Genomic DNA, 18,590 nt, shown 5'->3' with positions numbered 1-18,590 from the left:
AGCGCCGGTCGGCGTCGCGGGCCGCCTCGGGAAGCGGGATCATCCGGAACACCGCGTCCGTTCCCCAGCCATTCGGTTGTGCGCACCCGGTGTTTTCCGAGTGCCCGAGAACCGAGTCCCGTAGTCGCATCCCATTTCTATCGCGGGGTTTCACGAGAAAGGCGGCGACGGCCTGCTACCGCCTCGAGAACGGTCCGGATTCGAATCGGGACCTCCGGTCCCGAGGTAACCGTGGCCCCCGCACGCCGGCGATCTCGAGAAGCACACTGCCGGCAATCATTCCGGCGCAAGGTGGTGTTCGCATTACCGCGCACTTGTCGGCGTCCTGTGTTACCAATTCAGCCAAACCGCTCGACCGAAGGATGCTCATGGACAACGTGATCGGACAGATCGACCGTGCACTGGATGCGACCGGAGCGATCGTCGCCGCCGTGGGAGGAGCGGGCCTGGCAGCGCCGACGCCGTGCCGGGAGTGGGATGTCCGCGCCGTGCTCAACCACACCGTGGGCGGCATGCACATCTTCGCGGCAGCGCTGAGCGGCACGGACGCGGGCGCCGAGCACGAATCCGACTGGCTCGGCGGTGATCCGCAGGGCGCCTACGCCGCGGCGGCCGAGGTGGACCGCGCCGCCTGGCACCGGCTCGACGCGCTGGACGGCACGGTGGCCATCTCGCTCGGGGAACTGCCCGGTCCCGCGGCGGCACTGGTGCATCTCACCGAGCTCCTCGTGCACGGCGTCGATATCGCGGTGGCCATCGATCGGCCGGATCTGGCCGACGACGAGCTATGTGGCGAACTGCTCGCCACCATGCGAGCAATGGGAGGCATCGACACATTCCGCGGGCCCGGCGTTTTCGGGCCCGAAGTCGCGGTCGCCGACGACGAACCGGCGCACCGTCGGTTGTTGGCGTACGTGGGTCGAGAGGTACTCGCCCGAACCGCCTAGTCGGCGGGAACGAGCCCATCCGTCGCGGCAGGGGGCTTGCGCACTCCATCCGGTTTGCCGTGAATTCCCCATAGGGCCCGGTACCCGTTCCGGCTGCGTGATCGGGAATGACTCCGAGCCGAAATTTCCTACTGATAATCGATATTCGCATTTCCCGTGCGGGAGCGGCCGAACCGAAATCGGCCGCTCCCGCACGGCACATCGGACGCCCGCGATCTCCAAGCGACGAAATACCGGCCCGAGCGAATCGAGCCCGACGGATCCGAGGACCCTGCCGTGGACCGCTCTACCGATGCAGCCACCGGATCGCACCGATCCGGACGAGGCGTAGGCCGTCCGGTGGGTTCGTACCGCGGTGGCGAGAGCGCCCCGGCCGCCTCAGCGGTGATGTAGTCGTTCGCGGCGGATGTCAGGACCACGAGTCGAGCCGTGCCGCCCGCGCGGCACCGGGATGCGCCGTACGGTGGAGCCATGAACCGGCTCGGAGAGGCGACGTCCCCGTACCTGCGCCAGCATGCGGACAACCCGGTGCACTGGCGGGAATGGGATGCCGAGGCACTGGCCGAAGCGCGCGAGCGGGACGTGCCCGTCCTGCTCTCGGTGGGGTACGCGTCCTGTCACTGGTGCCACGTGATGGCGCACGAGTCGTTCGAGGACATGGCCACGGCCGAGCAGATGAACGAGAACTTCGTCTGCGTGAAGGTCGACCGGGAGGAGCGGCCCGATCTGGACGCGGTGTACATGAACGCCACGGTCGCGATGACAGGTCAGGGCGGCTGGCCGATGACCTGCTTCCTCACCCCCGACGGCGAACCGTTCTACTGCGGCACCTACTACCCGAAGCTTCCGCGCGGCGGCATGCCGTCGTTCACCCAGTTGCTCACCGCGATCACCGAGACCTGGCGCACCCGGCGAGACGAGGTGAACCAGGCCTCCGCGCAGGTGGCGGCGGCCCTGCGCGACCAGACGGCGGGACTGCCCGACACGGACCTGACGATCACCCCCGAGTTGCTCGCCCACGCCGTCGCCGCCGTGCTGCGCGATGAGGACGCCGAGCACGGCGGGTTCGGCGGCGCTCCGAAATTCCCGCCGTCGGCGCTGTTGGAGGGACTGCTGCGGCACTGGGAGCGGACCGGTGACGGCGCGGTGATCGACGTGGTGGCCCGCACCGCCGAGGCGATGGCGCGCGGCGGCATCTACGACCAGCTGCGCGGAGGATTCGCGCGGTATTCGGTCGACGCCGCATGGGTCGTGCCGCATTTCGAGAAGATGCTCTACGACAACGCGCAACTGCTGCGCGCTTACGCGCACCTGGCCCGGCGCAGCACCCCGGCGCCTCCGGAATCGTTGTCGCGGCGGGTGACCCGGGAGATCGTACGGTTCCTACTGGACGACCTGGGGACCGCACAGGGCGGCTTCGCCTCCGCGCTGGACGCCGACACCCACCTGGAGCCCGGCAAACCCGGCGTCGAGGGCGCGACGTATGTGTGGACGCCCGCCGAGCTGGCCGGTGAACTCGGGCCGATCGACGGGGCATGGGCGGCCGGATTCTTCGGCGTCACCACCGCCGGAAACTTCGAACAGGGCACTTCGGTGCCGACCAGGTACGTCGAGCCCGCCACGGCGGAGGACGCCGCGCGGGTGGAACGCGTGCGAGCGGCGTTGATCGCCGCCCGCGACCGCCGCCCCCAGCCGGACCGGGACGACAAAGTGGTCACCGCGTGGAACGGAATGGCGATCACCGCGCTGGCCGAGGCCGCGGCCGCACTGGACGAGCCGGAGTGGACCGCCGCCGCTGTCCGGTGCGCGCGCTTCCTGCTGGCCGAGCACGTGGTGGACGGGCGGCTGCGGCGCGCATCGCTCGGCGGCGTCGCAGGCGCCGCGCCCGGCATCCTGGAGGATCACGCCTGGCTGGTCACCGGCCTGCTCGCGCTGCACCAGGCCACCGGTGAACTCGGCTGGCTGGAAGACGCCCAGCGCTTGCTGGACCTCGCGATCGAGCACTTCGCCGACCCGGACCAGCCGGGCAGCTGGTTCGACACCGCCGACGACGCCGAAACCCTCGTCGCCCGCCCGCGTGACCCGGTCGACGGCGCCACTCCCGCGGGCGCCTCCGCGCTGGCCGAAGCGCTGCTCACCGCCGCGGCCACGAGCGACCCCGAACGAGCCGTGCGCTACCGCGAACTCGCCGACCGCACCCTCGAGCGCGGTGCGCTCGTGCTGGCGCGCGCGCCCCGTTCGGCGGGCCAGTGGCTCGCGGTCGCCGAGGCGGCCCTGCGCGGCCCCTTGCAGGTCGCCATCGCCACCGCCGAACCGGCCGCCCAGCCCACCGAATTGCTCGCCGCGGCTCGTTCGGCCGCCCCGGGTGGCTCGGTCGTCCTCGCCGCCGCGCCGAACGCCGTGCCGCTCCTCGCCGATCGGCCCTTGGTCCGTGATGCGGCCGCCGCCTACGTCTGCCGCGGCTCCGTGTGCGACCTCCCGGTCTCCACTCCGGACCAGCTCCGGGCGGCGCTCCAGCGGAACTAGCGGCAATCAGGCGATCGATGACTTCCCGCTTCGAGGGTGCCAGGGTCTAGCGACGAGGTGGGGCGTCGAGTTCGGTGTCCGGTGTCCTGGCGCCCCCGGGCTCGGGTGCGGTGTGGATTTCGATGACGGGATTGGTGTCCGGCGGCAGCTCGGGCTGATCGGTGCGGGTGTTCGTGGACTCGGGCCGCGTGCCCGAGCTGTCGATGTCGGTCCAGCAGACCGTCGGCTCCTTCATGCCGCGTAGCACGATGGTGTCGTAGAACGTCCATTTGGCGCGTTCGTGTTCCGCGCTCGCTTCGATCACCGGCTGGCTCACCAGGATCCGCCGCGGCACTTCTTTGGCCGCCGTGGTCAGGCGGGCGGCCTCGTTGACCGCGTTGCCGATCACCGTGAACTCGAGCCGGGTATCTGAGCCGATGTCGCCCGCGAAGACCGGTCCGCGTGCGACGCCGATCCCGATGTCGAGTTCGCCGGTGGCGAGCACCTCGTCCCGGATGCGCCGCGCCGCCCGCAGGGCCGGGGTCGCGTTGTCGCGCAGCGCGATCGGCGCACCGAACACACACAGTGCCGCGTCGCCCTCGAACTTGTTGACCAGGCCGTTGTTCTCCTCGGTCGCCGCGACGACGATCGCGAGCAGCCGGTTGAGTTTGGCCACGAACTCCTGCGGCGGCAGCCCGGTGGACAGCTCCACCGACCCGGTCACGTCGACGAACAGCGCCGAAACCTCGCGCACGTCGCCGGTGAGATCCGCCCCGCCCGCGAGCGCGCGCTCGGCCACCTCCGTCCCGACATGCCTGCCGAACACCTCCCGCATCCGCTCGCGTTCGCGCAGATTCGCGGCCAGCTCGTTGACCGAATGCTCCAACCTGCCGATCTCACTGGTACTGCCGATCGGCACCCGGGCTCCCCAGTCACCCTGGGCGATCCGGTCCAGGGCCTGACGCAGGGTGCGCATCGGCGCGGCGACCGCGCGAGCGAGGAATGCCGTGGCCAGCGCGCCGACGCCGATGCCGACCCCGGACAGGTAGATGGCGGTGCGCACCCGGTCGGACACGGCCGCCGCTGGGTCGGCCAGCACGACGATCAGCATGAGCAGCGGAAGCGCCGCCGCCACGGCCCAGGTCAGCACGACCCGCACCAGCACAGAGGAACTCCAGTGCATGGTCCAGCCGAGCACTCGGGCCACCACCGGAATGGTCGGGCGGATCAACCGGTCCACGATCAGGAAGGTGACCGCCGCCGACTCGAAGGCGCCGATCGTGAACAGCGCCGCCGTCACGCCGGGGTCGTTGTGCGGGCTCAGCTGCGCGAAGATCACGGTCGCCACGATCACGCCGGGAATCCACAGCGCGAGCGCGCGCATGGTGATGGCGACGGGCAGGTGCAGCAGGCGCCGCGCCTCCACCTCGGTCGGCTTGCGCGCGGCGTCGAGCCAGCCGAAGTACGTCTTGCGGTCGCGCACCGCCAGGACGATTCCCGCCACGAACCCGACGGCGGGGTAGATGCCGACGAAGGCCAGCGCCCGCGGCCAATCCGGGCCGAGCCTGCCGAGGAACCCGTTCAGCCACAGCTGGGTGACGATCACCGCGAGGCCGCTGAGATTCGCCGTGGTGACCAGCGCGGCCAGACCACCCCTGGTTTTGAGCGCCCAGACGATGAGTTTCGCGATCATGGGATCCGCCCCTCCTCGTCCGACCTCCCCGTCGACTCTATGCGCTCAGCGCAACACGACGAGCCAGACCGCCGCGTAATGGGTCAGTGCCGCGAGCACCGTGGCCGCGTGGAAGAACTCGTGGTGGCCGAAGACGTCCGGCCACGGGTTCGGCCACTTGGTGGCGTAGAGGATCGCGCCGCCGCTGTAGAAGAGGCCACCGATGAGCAGCAGAATCAGCGGCGCGATGCCGATCTGGTTGTTCAGCTGTCCGGCCACCGGCACGATGGCCCAGCCGAGCAGCAGATATAGCGGAACGCCCACCCAGCGGGGAGCGGTCGGCCACAGGAGTTTCAGCGCCACTCCGGCCAGTGCGCCCGCCCAGACCACGGCCAGCAGGGTCTGTCCGGTGCGTCCGGGCAAGCCGAGCAGGGCGAAGGGGGTATAGCTGCCCGCGATGAACAGGAAGATCATCGAGTGGTCGGCTCGCTTCATCCGGATGCGAGCGCGAGCGGTCGGCCAGGTCACGCGGTGGTAGACGGCGCTGACGCCGAACAGCCCGCACACGGTGAGCCCGTAGATCAGCGTGGACCAGCCCGCGGTCGCCGAGATCGTCGCGGCGGTGGCGATCAGCGCGATCGCCGCGATCGCCGCGACGCCGACGGCCCAGGTATGGATCCAGCCCCGCATGCGCGGCTTGACCAATGCCTCGGCGAGCGCTTCGCCCGCCGAACCGGGAACCGGCGTGACCGGTGCCGAGTGGGTGGCGCCGACCGATTCGGACACGAGTACCTCCTCGAAGGGGCAGCCGGACGAGTCTGTTCGCGGCCCCGCGCTGGGCCCGGTATCGACGAGCCGGCTAACCCGTCAGTAACCTACGCAACCGTAACTTGTGCGCTCCCGGCCACTCTACCGGCCTGTCGCGGTCGATGCCGTGATCGTGCCCCCGAGGCGTAGGGTTGCCCGCGTGGAACTTCCGAGTCAGGTGCGGGGTCTGCCGTATCGCATCTACGAGGCCCGGCTGTCCAGGCAGCTGGCCGGCAAACAACATCCCCGGCACGTCGCGGTGATGTGTGACGGCAATCGCCGCTGGGCGCGGGAGAACGGTTTCACCGACGTCAGTCACGGCCACCGGGTCGGCGCGCTGAAGATCGCCGAGCTGGTCGGCTGGTGCGAGGCCGAGGGCATCGAGATGGTGACCGTCTACCTGCTGTCCACCGAGAACCTGCAGCGCGATCCCGACGAACTGGAGACGCTGTTCGAGGTGATCACCGACGTGGTCGAGGAGCTGTCGGCGCCGGAACAGAACTGGAGCGTGCGCATCGTCGGCTCGCTCGACGGCTTCCCCGAGCTGATCGCCAAGCGGCTGCGCACCGCGGCCGAGCGCACCGACGGCCGCGACGGGGTGCACGTCAATGTCGCGGTCGGCTACGGAGGCAGGCAGGAGATCGCCGACGCGGTGCGCTCGCTGGTCCGCCAGGAGATCGCCGCGGGCGAAACCGGCGAGGACCTGGTCCAGTCGATCACGGTGAACGCCATCGGCCAGCACCTCTACACCTCCGGTCAGCCCGACCCCGACCTGGTGATTCGCACGTCCGGCGAGCAGCGGCTGTCCGGGTTCCTGCTGTGGCAGAGCGCATACTCGGAGATATGGTTCACCGAGGCGTATTGGCCGGAGTTCCGCCGGGTGGATTTCCTGCGGGCGCTGCGCGACTTCGCCGCGCGCCATCGCCGTTTCGGCGTCTGAGTCGATCTCGGCCCGGTGAATTCGGCGCCACCTCCGCCGTTCTCGCGTCCGTGCGGTCTCATGAGCGCGTTCGGCCAACGGCCCGCCGAAGTCGTCCGGCGCGAATCGGGCGACTTCATCAGCTATGCCGAGTTCGGTAGCCGCTTCCTGGAGTACGCCGCCTCCGAAGAGCGCATCTCCGGCGCGTTCGCACAGTTGACCGGCACGGCCTTCGATTTCGGCCCGATCGGCGTCGGGCCGGGCCGCCTGGCCAAGGTGACCGCGGAGGTTCAGCTCGGCGCGTCCCGGCTGCGCCGTCACGGCGAAGAGACGATCGCGTTCGAGCTGATCATCCCGCTCGAGGTCGACCTGCTGCTGGACTTGACGGTCGATCGGCACCGCTTCCACGTCGAGGGCACCGTGCACCTGCACCTGACGGTGCGCACGGCCGCGCCACTGCGGGTGGTGATCGATATCGCCGAACCGCGGCCGAACGACGTGCGCGTCGATGTGGCCGCCGCCACCAAGCGCGGACAGCTGCTGCGCATTCTCGCCAGCGTCGATCACGAGATCAAGCGCTTCGTCGCCCGCTACATCTCCGCCGAGATCCGTAAGCCACACATCGCCGCGGTTCGAGATATCGATGTCGCCCGGCGCCTGGACGAGGCGTGAAATTGTAAGCGGAATCACAATTTCCGTAGCCGCAGCCGGTTGATGCTGTGATCGGCGTCCTTGCGCAGCACCAGGGTGGCGCGCGGACGGGTGGGCAGAATGTTCTCCACCAGATTCGGCCGGTTGGTGTTGTTCCAGATCTCCTGCGCGGCGGCGGTGGCCTGTTCGTCGGTGAATCCGGAGTAGTGGTGGAAATGCGCGTTCGGATCGGCGAAAGCGGTGTTGCGCAGGGTGAGAAACCGTTGCACGTACCACTTCTCGATGTCCTCGATGCGCGCGTCGACGTAGATCGAGAAGTCGAACAGATCCGAGACCATCAGGCGCGGACCGGTCTGCAACACGTTCAAACCCTCCACGATCAGAATGTCGGGCTGCCGCACGCAGTGCTGCTTGCCCGACACGATGTCATAGGAGATGTGCGAATAGACCGGTGCGCAGACTTCGGCCGCACCGGATTTCACCTCGGTGACGAATCGCAGCAGCTTGCGGCGGTCGTAGCTCTCCGGGAAACCCTTGCGGTGCATGATGCCGCGCCGGGTGAGTTCCGCGGTGGGATAGAGAAATCCGTCGGTGGTGACCAGGTCGACCCGCGGGTGATGATCCCAGCGCGCCAGCAGCGCCTGCAACACGCGCGCGGTGGTCGACTTGCCCACCGCGACACTGCCCGCGACGCCGATCACGAACGGTACCTGCTGGTCGGGGTGGGTTTCGCCGAGGAAGGTCGCGGTCGCGGCGAACAGCCGCTGACGGGCGGCCACTTGCAGGTGGATGAGACGAGCGAGCGGAAGATAGACCTCCGCGACTTCCTCGAGATCGATCTGTTCCCCGAGACCGCGCAGGCCGATCAGTTCTTCCTCGGTGAGCACCAGGGGAGTCGATTTACGCAGGGTCCGCCACTGTTTCCGGTCGAATTCCACGTAGGGACTCGGCTCGCTCATTCGTGCCACTTACCCGACGCTCCATTTCGGCAAACACGCACAGTGCGGGTGCGGATCCGGTGAGATTCGGTCTAGCTGTCGCCGCATAGCCGAATTCTGCTCCGCGTCAACATCGTGGGATGAGCGGGGTACCACTACCCGTTGGTAACCGACTCGATGCCCCAGGTGTGAACCGCTAATGTCGGCTGGCATGGATGCGCATCCGCTCGTGACCGAATACTTGCGGCTCGGCCTCGCCTTCGACCGGCTGGAGGAAGGGTTCGTCGACGCCTATACCGGCGACCCCGCCCTGCGCCGCGAGGTGCAGAACGCGCCCGCGCCGCAGCCGCGTGAGCTGGCTCGTCGCGCCGCCGAGTTGCGTGCCGCGGTGCCGGAGGCCGGGCTGGCGCAGCAACGCGCCGAATTCCTCGACGTGCACCTGCGCGCGCTCGAGTGTTCCGGGCGGAAGTTCGCCGGGGACGACATCGGGTTCGTCGAGGAGGTCAGCGCCTACTTCGACGTCGATATCGCGCCCGGCGAGGTGGACGACTACCGCGACGCGCACCGGCAGATGGACGAGGTGCTCGCGGGGGACGGTCCGCTGGCCGAACGGGTGGCCGCGCACCGCAAGGCCGATGAGATCCCGCCCGAGCGCCTGCAGGTCTGCGTCGAGGCGTTCTCCGGCGCGCTGCGCGAGTTGGTCCGCGCCCGCTATCCGCTGCCCGACCACGAGCACGTCACCTACGAGGTAGTCGGGGACAAGCCGTGGTCCGGGTTCAACTACTACCTGGGCAACTACCACTCCCGGGTCGCGATCAATTCCGACCTGAAGCAGCACATGGCGCACCTGCCGCAGCTGATCGCGCACGAGTCCTACCCGGGGCACCACACCGAGCACTGCCGCAAGGAGGCCGGGCTGGTCGCCAACGGGCAGGCCGAGCAGACGCTGTTCCTGGTCAACACGCCGCAGTGCCTGATGGCCGAGGGGCTCGCGGATCTGGCGCTGCGCTCGATCGTCGGACCCGGCTGGGGCAAGTGGGCGCAGGAGATCTACGCGGACCTGGGGCTGCGCTTCGACGGTGAACGAGCCGAACGCCTTTCGAACGCCTCCGCCAAGCTGCTGAGCGTGCGCCAGGACGCCGCGCTGCTGCTGCACGATCGGGGGCGGTCGCACGACGAGGTGGCGGAGTTCCTGCAGAAATGGAACCTGACGACGCCCGAGCGGGCGCGCCAGTCGCTGCGCTTCCTGTCCTCCCCGCTGTGGCGGGCGTACATCTCCACCTACGTCGAGGGGTACCGGCTGCTGGGCGGGTGGCTCGATCGCGCGGCCGACGCCGAGGACCGGGCCGACCGCTTCCGCAGGCTGCTCGACGAGCCGCTCACGCCGGGAGCGTTGCGCGCGGCCGCGTGATGCGATCGCGGGTTCAGGCGCCCGCGAACGTGATACGCACGGAAATCGGGTCGCTCTCCAGGGCTTTCATGGTTCGTTCGGCGACCGCGGCCTTGACCCGCCCCTTGGCGAACGTGCGCGAGCGGGCCACCACATCGTCCTCCGGTACGAAGGCGGCCGTGCCGGTATGCCAGTGGCTGCCCTGCCGCAGCCGCACGTGCGGGTCGGCGGCGATGTTGCGGGCCCACCCGGAGCGGTAACCGTGCTGCGAGATCAGCCACGCGCCCGCCTCGTCGATCGACGCGGTGACCGGCACCCGCCGCGGCCGACCCGATCGCGCGCCGACGGTTTCCAGTTCGGCGATCAGCGGCGACCGGACGCCGAGCCGGTCGAGCAGGCCGACGGCCGGGTTGACCAGATAACGGCCGATCAGGCGTTCGCGCCGGAATTTGCGTACCGCGGCGCTCGGTGTTCGTGTGGCCATGGCAGTGCTCCTCGGGTCACTGTTGTGCGCGAAAGATGACGCAGGTGGTGGTGGCGTGCGCGACCAGGCGGCCCTGCTCGTCGACCACCCGTCCCTCGGCGGTCGCGGTGGTGCGCCCGACGTGGATCGTGGTGCCGGTGGCGGTGAGGCGCTGTCCGCCGGTCGGCACGGCCCGGATGTAGTTGATCTTCAGCTCCAGCGTCGTGTACCCGACGCCGGGCTCCAGCGTGGTGTGCACCGCGCAGCCCATCACCGAGTCGAGCAGGGTCGCGCAGATGCCGCCGTGGGTGGTACCGAGCGGGTTGGCGAAGTCGGGCCGGGTGCGCAGCGCGAAGACCACCTTGCCGTGTTCGAGTTCGTCGACCTCCATGCCGAGCAGATCGCCGATGAACGGCGGGCGATCCGTCCGGCTCATCGCGGTGCGCAGGAGTTCGAGACCGGACAGGCGCGCCGGGTCGACCGTGGCTTCGGACATCAATCCCATCCTTTCGATGAACCGATCGGTCCACATCTGAGATGATTGCAACATGGACCGATCGGTTCACGCAACCCTCGAGCAAGGAGTTCGCATGACCGCAGGGCCGCGCGCCAGGCTGATCGAAAGCGCCATCGACCTGGTCCGCGAGCAGGGTGTGCACGCCGCGGGACTGACCACCCTGCTGGAACGCAGCAACGCCTCGCGCAACTCGCTCTACCAGCACTTCCCGGCGGGGAAGAGCGAGCTGGTCGAAACCGCCACCCGGGTGGCGGGCGCGCGGATCGGCGAGGTGATCGACAAGGTCACCGCCGCGCCGCCGCGCCGCTGGTTCGATTCGCTGCTCGGTTGGTGGGTGCCCGCGCTGCGGAAGACCGGCTATCGCGCCGGGTGCCCGGTCGTCGGGGCGGCGCTGGCAGAGTCCGAGCCCCGGGTGCAGGCGGCCGCCGGAGAGGTATTCGCCGCCTGGCACGAGCGGCTCGGCGCGGCGCTGGTCTCGGCGGGCATGACCGCCGCCGACGCGCGCTCGTTCAGCAGTTTCGCGTTCAGCGCGATGGAGGGAGCCATCATCCAGGCGCGGGCCATGAAGTCCACGCGCCCGCTGGAAGACGCCCAGCGGCATCTCGCGGTGCTGTTGGAGAGCTACCTCCCGGAGGACGGCGACTCCCGCTGACCGCGGGGTGGCGGCATGCGCGGGCGTGTCACACGTCACGGCCGTACCGCGCGACGCGCCAGCGGGGTGAACCCCCTGCTCGAGGGCCGGGCCCGCGGCCCATAGACTGAGGTCGTGACGCAGACGACCGCCTCTGTCAATTCCCAGTCTCTCGGTGAGCTCGATCCGGAGCTCGCTGCCGCGATGGCAGGCGAGCTCGCCCGCGAACGCGACACGCTCGAGATGATCGCCTCGGAGAACTTCGTGCCGCGCGCGGTGCTGCAGGCGCAGGGCAGCGTGCTCACCAACAAGTACGCCGAGGGGTACCCGGGGCGGCGCTACTACGGCGGCTGCGAGCACGTCGACGTGGTGGAGACCCTGGCGCGCGACCGCGCCAAGGAGCTGTTCGGCGCCGAATTCGCCAACGTGCAGCCGCATTCCGGCGCGCAGGCCAACGCCGCGGTGCTGATGTCGCTGATGGACCCGGGCGACAAGCTGCTCGGCCTCGACCTCGCGCACGGCGGTCACCTGACCCACGGCATGCGCCTGAACTTCTCCGGCAAGCTCTACGAGGTGCACTCCTACGGGGTGAGCAAGGAAGACCACCGCGTCGACATGGACGAGGTGCGCGAGATCGCTCTGCAGGCGCGGCCGAAGGTGATCGTGGCGGGCTGGTCGGCCTACCCGCGTCATCAGGACTTCGCGGCGTTCCGCTCGATCGCCGACGAGGTCGGCGCGTACCTCTGGGTGGACATGGCGCACTTCGCAGGCCTGGTCGCCGCCGGTCTGCACCCCTCGCCGGTGCCCTACGCAGACGTGGTGTCCTCCACCGTGCACAAGACGCTCGGCGGTCCGCGCTCCGGCCTCATCCTGGCCAAGCAGGAGTACGCGAAAAAGCTGAACAGCGCGGTGTTCCCGGGCCAGCAGGGCGGTCCGCTCATGCACGCCATCGCCGCCAAGGCCGTCGCCTTCAAGATCGCTGCGGGCGAGGAGTTCAAGAATCGTCAGGAGCGCACCCTGTCGGGCGCGAAGATCCTGGCCGAGCGGCTCACCGCCGCCGACGTCAAGGACAAGGGCGTCAGCGTGCTCACCGGCGGCACCGACGTGCACCTGGTGCTGGTCGACCTGCGCAACTCCGAACTCGACGGCCAGCAGGGCGAGGACCTGTTGCACGAGATCGGTATCACCGTGAACCGCAACGCCGTTCCCTTCGACCCGCGGCCCCCGATGGTCACCTCCGGCCTGCGGATCGGCACCGCCGCCCTGGCCACCCGCGGCTTCGGCGACACCGAGTTCACCGAGGTCGCCGACATCATCGCGAGCGCGCTGGCCGGCAACGCCGACCTGGACGCACTGCGCGCCCGGGTGAGCAAGCTGGCGCAGGACGTTCCGCTGTACGACGGCCTCGAGGACTGGCGCCTGCTGGGCTGACGCGGGTTCCGCGCAGCGGCGCGAGGTGAACCGCGAGTGGCGCAGCCCGGAGGTCCCTTCCCGGGAAATGCCGCGAGCATGTGCCACTCGTCGCCGCTGGGGCGAGCGGGATCACCGGTCCAGGCGCGCCTTGGCCCGCACGATCGACTCGTCCAGGTATCGGGTGATGTCGGCGCTGGTGCCGGGGCGGATCATCAGAGCGCGATTGGCGGGCACCTCGCAGTAGCGGCCATCGGGCGTGTCGATCCAGCGGAGGCGGCCGGTGCGCAGCGGTTCGGCGTTGCGCGGGCCGAGTAGCACGACCGCGGTCCCGCGAGTGGTGCACGATTGCCGCCAGAAACGCCGGTAGCGTTCCTTGGCCTGACTGGCCGGCGCGTTTCCGAACACATCGGGGCGATCGTCGTTGAGGTCGTCGAGCAGGAAACTCTTCTCGCCGACCGTTCCGGCCGGGGTGTCCGGCAGCAGGCGCACCAATTCGGTGGCGAGCTGATCGGTTCGGTAGCGGCGCAACCGGACTCGGCCGCCGTCCGGCCCCGGCGTCTGCACGGCGAGCACACCGGATCCGGTGCGTGTCCCAGCGGCGACGGCGCGCAGTTCGACGCCCTCGTGCGTGTTGTCGTAACCGAACAGTTCGATGCGCCAGTCGGGACCGGCGAGCGTGGTGATCGCGCTGCGCAGGGGCAGACGCTCGTCGCGGCCCAGCTCGTCGCGGAACTGCCGTTGATACTCCCGGTACTCGTGCAGGCCGGGGAACCGGCTGGTGAACCGGAACGGGAACGGCATGCGATCCAGCCCCGTGCCGAACCAGGCCGCGGCGAACTGCTCGGCCGACAGCGACCACTGCGCCGTCATTTCTCGCCCAGCGCGGGCGGCACGGTCGGCTGCACTTCGCCGAGCAACTCCTTCGCGTGTTCCTCGGTGCGCAGGTACTTCGGCGACTTGTGCTCGTCGTCGTCCGTGCGTCTGCCGCGCAGCCCCGGTGGGGCCATACCCGAGTACCCCGCGCCGCCGGGCGCTGCCGGGCGTCCCGCCGTGGTGGTCTGCGGATTCGCCGCCCCGGGGGTAGTGGGTTGGGCAGGACGTGAAGTGCCCGACCGCGCCTCGTTGTCCGCGACGGCGGGAGTTCCGGTCGCACCGGGCGTGCCAGGCCGGGCCGGTGTGCCGTTCGGTCTGCCGTCGAACGCTGTGGGGACGACGGCGGCGGGTGCGCTGGTAGGCGGCGTCGTCGTGGACACGAACGGCGTGCCCGAGGTTGTCGTCGTCTGTGCGCTCGTAGTGGATACCGGCGTGGTGGTCGCCGTGTCCTGGCCTTGTGCGACGGCCTGTGGCGTGGTCGTTTCCGAGGTATCCTCCGCCGCCTGCTGCGCGGGCTCGTCCGAGGTGCCTTCCTCCTCGACGTCAGCGGGCGAGGTGGTGCCTTCGGACGAAGGCTCGGCACTGGAGGAAGAGGTGTCGGTGGGGCGGTCGGCGTCCACCGGCTGTGCGCCCACGTCGGAGTTCACAGCCGTACCGGTGCCCGTCTCGATCCCCGTCGACGTCGTGGCGGCGGGACCCACCGGTGGCGGCAGTGTGGGAATGGCCGGAGCGGTAGCCCCGTACGGCTGGATGTACTGGGTGTTCATCTCGTCGCGGGCCTGTTCCTCACGCGAGTTGCGCTGTTCGGCATTCGTCGCGCCTGCCGAGGCGTCCACCAATTCCGGCACCGACGCCTTGAATTTGGCCGCCGCGTCCGCTGCCGCCGACAGTGGCAGGCTCTGCGCGCCGAGGGCCTCGCCGAGTTCGCCCACCCGCGCCGCGTAGTCCCGCACGCCGCGCACCGCGCTGTCGGCCGCCGCGCCCTCCCAGTTCTGTTCCACCGCGTTCTTGATCGCGTTCTCGAACTGCTGGCCCGCGTTCGTGACCGCCGCCGCGATGGCCGACCACGCCGCGAACGCCCCTTCGAGCCCGGCCGGATTCATCGCGTCGGCGGCCTGCTTGATCTCCGCGTGCGAGAAACTGTGCGCGTTCTCCGGATTGGTGATCGCGCGGCCGTCGGTCTGTCTCATGATCGCTTCCCCCGGTGTTCAGCTGCCCGCGGGCAGCAGTGGTGCGATTGCTCGGGCGATATCGGTGGCGTTGTCACACGGTGACAGGTTGCGTGGATGCTTGCCGCTCGGGTCATCGACGAGGATGTACAGGGAGCCGTCGTGTATCTCGATGTTGATCGTGCAGCCGCCGGGGACATCCGGTCGAGCTTCGTACCGCAACGCGTTCCGGCTTCCGACGGGAATTGCTGCGGCCGAAGGAAACTTCTCCTTCACCTGGTCGAGCGTCCCGTTGGTTGTCTGGATCGTGAAGCTGTACCCGGCTCGCGCCACATACCGGCAGCCTTTCCAGCTGATGCCGCCGGTGCTGTTCTGCTTCGGTGCGGGCGGCAGTGCGTCCCACTGATGCTCGGCCAAGAACTGCGGCGTCAGGGCGGTGCAGGGATCGAACGCTGTACGCGGGGCCGCCTCGACGCTCGAGCTTGCCGCGGTGCCCGGAACATTCGCCCCCGTCATCGATGTCGGCGGCTCCGACGACGTGGTCTCGCCGTTGCAACCGGTGAGCAGAACAGTCAGCACGGAGGCGGCGACGAAACTCGCCCTGGGCCAACGATGTATGTATCCACGGCCGGTCATACGCGGAGTTCCCGCATCTTCGCTGCGAACTCACTGTCGGTGCGTTGATAGGCGTCGCTGATCGCCTTGAACATGGCCCGGATTTCCTCCGCGACTGCGAGGTACTCGTTCAGAGTGTCGTAGGCGTTGTTCGGGCCGCCGAACCCTTTCTCCCGGAACAGCCGGACCAGTTCTGCCGCCGACGACAGACGCGGGTTGTCCTCGCCCAATCCCCACTGCGTCTGCTCGCCGAGTTCACGAGCATCCGCACGAGCGCCGGTGAGCTGGTCGATCAGCTCCTGGCACGCCTGGTCGATCTCCACGAACCCTTGCGGGTCCATCCGTACCCGCAGCGCCCCGGTTTTCGCAGCTTCGATGTACCCGGGAAACGGGCTGTCCGCCATCGCCGCCCCTTCCGTCAGTGCCGTCTGACCTTATAGACGCGTCCCGCCGCACTCCGGTTCCATCGAAACACAGCCGACTTCTCGGTGCGCCCCGTCGTGCCGCTCGCCGTAGGCGGCGCGACGGTTCCGAACTGGGCGGTTGTGCCGAATCCCGATGGGCGCGGCCGATCCGATCGTTGTCAAGGCCGCTGACGAATGCTCAGCGCGCGTTCGCCGCGCCGACCAGTGCGGGGTAGTCCTTCAGATCGATGTCGTTGGCTGCGTTGTCGCTGTATTTCGTCATCAGCGCGAACAGCCGGGAACCGAGGAACCAGTTGCGCATCCTGATGCCGCGCGCGGTCTTGGGCGCCAGGAAACGACCGGCGTTGCTGTTGCCCGCGATCTTCGCGTAGCGCTTCATGATCTCGTCGTAGCGGGCGAACGCCACGGTGTGATCACCGCCGGCCGATGCCAACTCGCCCGCGATGACGTACGCGCCGACGACGGCGAGCCCGGTGCCGAAGCCTCCGAGCGTGTTTCCGTATCCGGAGTCGCCGACCAGCGCGACACGGCCCTTGGTGTATCCGTCCGGCATGCGCACCTGGCTGATCGTGTCCATGTAGAAGTCGTCGAATCCGGCCAGCTCGGTGAGCATCCGCGGTACTTCCCAGCCCACCTCGGCGTAGGTCTCGGCGAGGATGCGGCGCTGGGCCGCGCTGTCGTCCCGGCCGTAGTCGAGTTCGGGGGAGGCGAACATGTACATCTGCTGTGCCTTCGGGCCGCCGCTGATCGCGAGTCGTCCGGGAGCGTTGTGGGCGTGCGCGGTCACCCGCTCGCGTGGTCCGGTGGTCTTGCCGCTCCATGGGCTGGCGCCCGCGACGGCGTAGTAGTAACCCAGGTATTTCACGAAGTCGCGCTCCGGGCCGAAGGCCAGCCTGCGGACCCGCGAGTGGATGCCGTCGGCGCCGAAGACGAGGTCGAAGGTGCGGGCGTCCGCGTGCTCGAACTCGACGTAGACGCCGTCCGCGTTCTCGGTGAGGGCGGTGATCGAATCGCCGAAGAGGTATTCGCACCGGTCTGCCGTGCGCCGGTAGAAGATCTCGGCCAGGTCGCCGCGCAGGATCTCGACGTCGCCGCCGGTGAATTCGCCCGACATCAGGGCCAGCCGGGTGCCCTGCTCGTCCACGAACACGGTGTCGGTGGTGCCCGTCCTGCGTTGCTCGATGTCCTCCAGCACGCCCATCCGCTCCAGCACCGTGCGGTGGGTACGGCCCTTGAAGTCGATCGCCTGGCCCCCTGGGCGCAGCGCGGGAGCGCGCTCCACGACGGTGACCGCGAACCCGTAGCGGTGCAGCCAGTAGGCCAGCGCGGGTCCGGCGACGCTGGCGCCGGAGATGAGAACGGTGGTGTTGCGCATGATGAACTCCTGTCGAAATCTGCGTCCATCGGAAACTGTATCCGTAGGACTCGAATAAGAGTATGGTGGACACAGTTTCACGTCAAGACGTTCTCCGGAAGGATTTCGGGCATGCCGACACCGACCGCACTCGAATTGCTCTGGGGCACCGGTCAGCGCCCCAAGCGGGGCCCCAAACCAGCGCTGTCCTTGGAGCGGATCGTCACGGAGGCCATCGAGCTGGCCGATGCCGAAGGACTGGCGCACCTGTCCATGCAGCGGCTGGCCGAGCGGCTCGGCTTCACGAAGATGTCGCTGTACCGCTACGTGCCCGGCAAGGCCGAGCTCGTCGCGCTGATGCTGGACACGGCGCTGGGCGCGCCGCCGGAGATGAGCGCGGGCGCGGAGACGTCGCAGGAAGCTTGGCGGGATCTGCTGGCCGTGTGGTGCGAGACGATCTATGAACGCTTCCGCGCTCACCCCTGGTCGCTGGAGGCGTTGGCGGGCATGCGGCCGATCGGCCCGAACGAGCTGGCCTGGATGGAAGCCGCGCTTGGCGCGCTCGCCGGGACCGGGCTCACCACCGCCGAACGTCTGGACACCATCGTTCTGCTGACCGGGCACGCCCGCAGCCTGGCGCAGCAGGTGCGGATGGCGGACGCCGCGGAGTTCGAGAAACAGATCGCGGGGCAGTTCGCCGAGATGGTGGCGGCCGCGGCCGAACGATACCCGGCCGCGGCCGCCGCGTTCGCCGAGGAAGGCGCGGTCGCGGGAGGGGCGGGTGCGCTGAGATTCGGCATCGCGCGCATTCTGGACGGACTGGCCGTGCTCATCGCGCGCCGCGGATGACCGGCGCGGCCTACGCTCGGACCATGACCGACGAACCCGACCTGAGACAGGACTCGATCACCACCGTGCGGGAGTTCTTCGCCGCGCTGGAGATGGGCGCCTCCGAGGAGGCGATCGACCTGCTGCACCTGGACATCGTCTGGAAGAACACCTCGCTGCCCGACCTGCGCGGCATCCGCCGGGTCGGCGGCGTGCTGCGCGGCCTGAGCCGCGACTCGATCGGCTTCGGGGTGGACCTGCACCACATCGCGGCCGATGGCGACGTCGTGCTCACCGACCGCACCGACTACCTGCGCTTCGGGCCGGTGCGGGTCGGTTTCTGGGTCACCGGCACGTTCGAACTGCGGGACGGCCGAATCATCCTGTGGCACGACCACTTCAGCTGGGGGAACTTCCTGCGCGGCACCGCCGCCGGCCTCTGGCGGGCCGCGCTCACCCGCGGCTGACCCGGC

Annotated in this window: 19 protein-coding genes; 9 read left to right on the top strand and 10 right to left on the bottom strand. The window is 69.2% G+C overall.

Features of this window, described 5'->3' with window-relative positions:
• The first annotated feature begins 368 nt into the window (after window positions 1-368).
• Together ON29_RS23850 and ON29_RS23845 are read left to right on the top strand one after the other, a co-directional pair.
• Window positions 369-947 carry a TIGR03086 family metal-binding protein gene (locus ON29_RS23850; protein WP_040869747.1) on the top strand — a complete coding sequence of 193 codons (579 nt, stop codon included), beginning with the start codon at window positions 369-371 and terminating at the stop codon, window positions 945-947.
• A 471-nt stretch (window positions 948-1,418) separates the two neighbouring features.
• Window positions 1,419-3,473: a thioredoxin domain-containing protein gene (locus ON29_RS23845; protein ID WP_040869615.1), complete on the top strand. Its 2,055-nt coding sequence runs from the start codon at window positions 1,419-1,421 to the stop codon at window positions 3,471-3,473.
• Between the two features lie 46 nt (window positions 3,474-3,519).
• Here ON29_RS23845 and ON29_RS23840 read toward each other — a convergent pair whose 3' ends face one another.
• Together ON29_RS23840 and trhA are read right to left on the bottom strand one after the other, a co-directional pair.
• On the bottom strand, window positions 3,520-5,145 hold the full coding sequence (locus tag ON29_RS23840) for an adenylate/guanylate cyclase domain-containing protein (protein ID WP_083864030.1): 1,626 nt from the start codon (window positions 5,143-5,145) through the stop codon (window positions 3,520-3,522).
• A 45-nt stretch (window positions 5,146-5,190) separates the two neighbouring features.
• Window positions 5,191-5,829 carry a PAQR family membrane homeostasis protein TrhA gene (gene trhA, locus ON29_RS23835; RefSeq protein ID WP_040869744.1) on the bottom strand — a complete coding sequence of 213 codons (639 nt, stop codon included), beginning with the start codon at window positions 5,827-5,829 and terminating at the stop codon, window positions 5,191-5,193.
• Window positions 5,830-6,091: 262 nt separating this feature from the next.
• On the opposite strand from trhA, the gene ON29_RS23830 reads away from it, so the two are divergent.
• Both ON29_RS23830 and ON29_RS23825 read left to right on the top strand, forming a co-directional pair.
• A complete protein-coding gene (locus ON29_RS23830; protein ID WP_040869614.1) occupies window positions 6,092-6,871 on the top strand; it encodes an isoprenyl transferase in 780 nt (259 codons plus the stop codon).
• Window positions 6,872-6,931: 60 nt separating this feature from the next.
• Window positions 6,932-7,522, top strand: coding sequence for a hypothetical protein (locus tag ON29_RS23825; protein ID WP_051175528.1), 591 nt, complete (start codon window positions 6,932-6,934; stop codon window positions 7,520-7,522).
• A 14-nt stretch (window positions 7,523-7,536) separates the two neighbouring features.
• Here ON29_RS23825 and coaA read toward each other — a convergent pair whose 3' ends face one another.
• On the bottom strand, window positions 7,537-8,469 hold the full coding sequence (gene coaA, locus ON29_RS23820; RefSeq protein ID WP_040869612.1) for a type I pantothenate kinase: 933 nt from the start codon (window positions 8,467-8,469) through the stop codon (window positions 7,537-7,539).
• 181 nt (window positions 8,470-8,650) lie between these two features.
• On the opposite strand from coaA, the gene ON29_RS23815 reads away from it, so the two are divergent.
• Window positions 8,651-9,850 (top strand): hypothetical protein, encoded by a 1,200-nt coding sequence (locus ON29_RS23815; RefSeq protein WP_040869610.1) that lies wholly within the window; start codon window positions 8,651-8,653, stop codon window positions 9,848-9,850.
• Window positions 9,851-9,863: 13 nt separating this feature from the next.
• Here the strand turns inward: ON29_RS23815 and ON29_RS23810 are convergent, their stop codons facing one another.
• The gene (locus ON29_RS23810; RefSeq protein ID WP_040869608.1) at window positions 9,864-10,313 is read right to left on the bottom strand and encodes a nitroreductase family deazaflavin-dependent oxidoreductase; all 450 of its coding nucleotides are present in this window, start codon (window positions 10,311-10,313) and stop codon (window positions 9,864-9,866) included.
• A gap of 16 nt (window positions 10,314-10,329) precedes the next feature.
• A complete protein-coding gene (locus tag ON29_RS23805) occupies window positions 10,330-10,788 on the bottom strand; it encodes a PaaI family thioesterase (RefSeq protein ID WP_373283909.1) in 459 nt (152 codons plus the stop codon).
• Window positions 10,789-10,882: 94 nt separating this feature from the next.
• Between ON29_RS23805 and ON29_RS23800 the strand changes: the two genes are divergently transcribed.
• Together ON29_RS23800 and glyA are read left to right on the top strand one after the other, a co-directional pair.
• Complete coding sequence (locus ON29_RS23800) at window positions 10,883-11,461, top strand: TetR/AcrR family transcriptional regulator (RefSeq protein ID WP_051175527.1); 579 nt, start codon at window positions 10,883-10,885, stop codon at window positions 11,459-11,461.
• 114 nt (window positions 11,462-11,575) lie between these two features.
• On the top strand, window positions 11,576-12,871 hold the full coding sequence (gene glyA / locus ON29_RS23795; protein ID WP_040869603.1) for a serine hydroxymethyltransferase: 1,296 nt from the start codon (window positions 11,576-11,578) through the stop codon (window positions 12,869-12,871).
• Window positions 12,872-12,982: 111 nt separating this feature from the next.
• Here the strand turns inward: glyA and ON29_RS33995 are convergent, their stop codons facing one another.
• From ON29_RS33995 to ON29_RS23770, 5 genes are all read right to left on the bottom strand, one after another.
• The gene (locus ON29_RS33995) at window positions 12,983-13,723 is read right to left on the bottom strand and encodes an ESX secretion-associated protein EspG (protein WP_051175526.1); all 741 of its coding nucleotides are present in this window, start codon (window positions 13,721-13,723) and stop codon (window positions 12,983-12,985) included.
• Window positions 13,720-14,916, bottom strand: coding sequence for a hypothetical protein (locus ON29_RS23785; protein WP_040869602.1), 1,197 nt, complete (start codon window positions 14,914-14,916; stop codon window positions 13,720-13,722). The genes ON29_RS33995 and ON29_RS23785 overlap by 4 nt, the downstream gene beginning before the upstream one ends.
• Window positions 14,917-14,934: 18 nt before the next feature.
• Window positions 14,935-15,474, bottom strand: coding sequence for a DUF3558 domain-containing protein (locus ON29_RS23780; RefSeq protein WP_245549083.1), 540 nt, complete (start codon window positions 15,472-15,474; stop codon window positions 14,935-14,937).
• A gap of 53 nt (window positions 15,475-15,527) precedes the next feature.
• On the bottom strand, window positions 15,528-15,914 hold the full coding sequence (locus tag ON29_RS23775) for a hypothetical protein (protein ID WP_157172876.1): 387 nt from the start codon (window positions 15,912-15,914) through the stop codon (window positions 15,528-15,530).
• A gap of 199 nt (window positions 15,915-16,113) precedes the next feature.
• The gene (locus ON29_RS23770) at window positions 16,114-17,310 is read right to left on the bottom strand and encodes an FAD-dependent monooxygenase (RefSeq protein ID WP_040869600.1); all 1,197 of its coding nucleotides are present in this window, start codon (window positions 17,308-17,310) and stop codon (window positions 16,114-16,116) included.
• A 111-nt stretch (window positions 17,311-17,421) separates the two neighbouring features.
• Between ON29_RS23770 and ON29_RS23765 the strand changes: the two genes are divergently transcribed.
• Together ON29_RS23765 and ON29_RS23760 are read left to right on the top strand one after the other, a co-directional pair.
• Complete coding sequence (locus ON29_RS23765; RefSeq protein WP_040869598.1) at window positions 17,422-18,138, top strand: TetR/AcrR family transcriptional regulator; 717 nt, start codon at window positions 17,422-17,424, stop codon at window positions 18,136-18,138.
• Between the two features lie 23 nt (window positions 18,139-18,161).
• On the top strand, window positions 18,162-18,584 hold the full coding sequence (locus ON29_RS23760; protein WP_040869735.1) for a limonene-1,2-epoxide hydrolase family protein: 423 nt from the start codon (window positions 18,162-18,164) through the stop codon (window positions 18,582-18,584).
• Window positions 18,585-18,590: the final 6 nt, after the last annotated feature.

Source organism: Nocardia exalbida NBRC 100660, assembly GCF_000308575.1.
Lineage (GTDB): Bacteria > Actinomycetota > Actinomycetes > Mycobacteriales > Mycobacteriaceae > Nocardia > Nocardia exalbida.
This window is presented reverse-complemented; position numbering and strand designations above follow the sequence as displayed.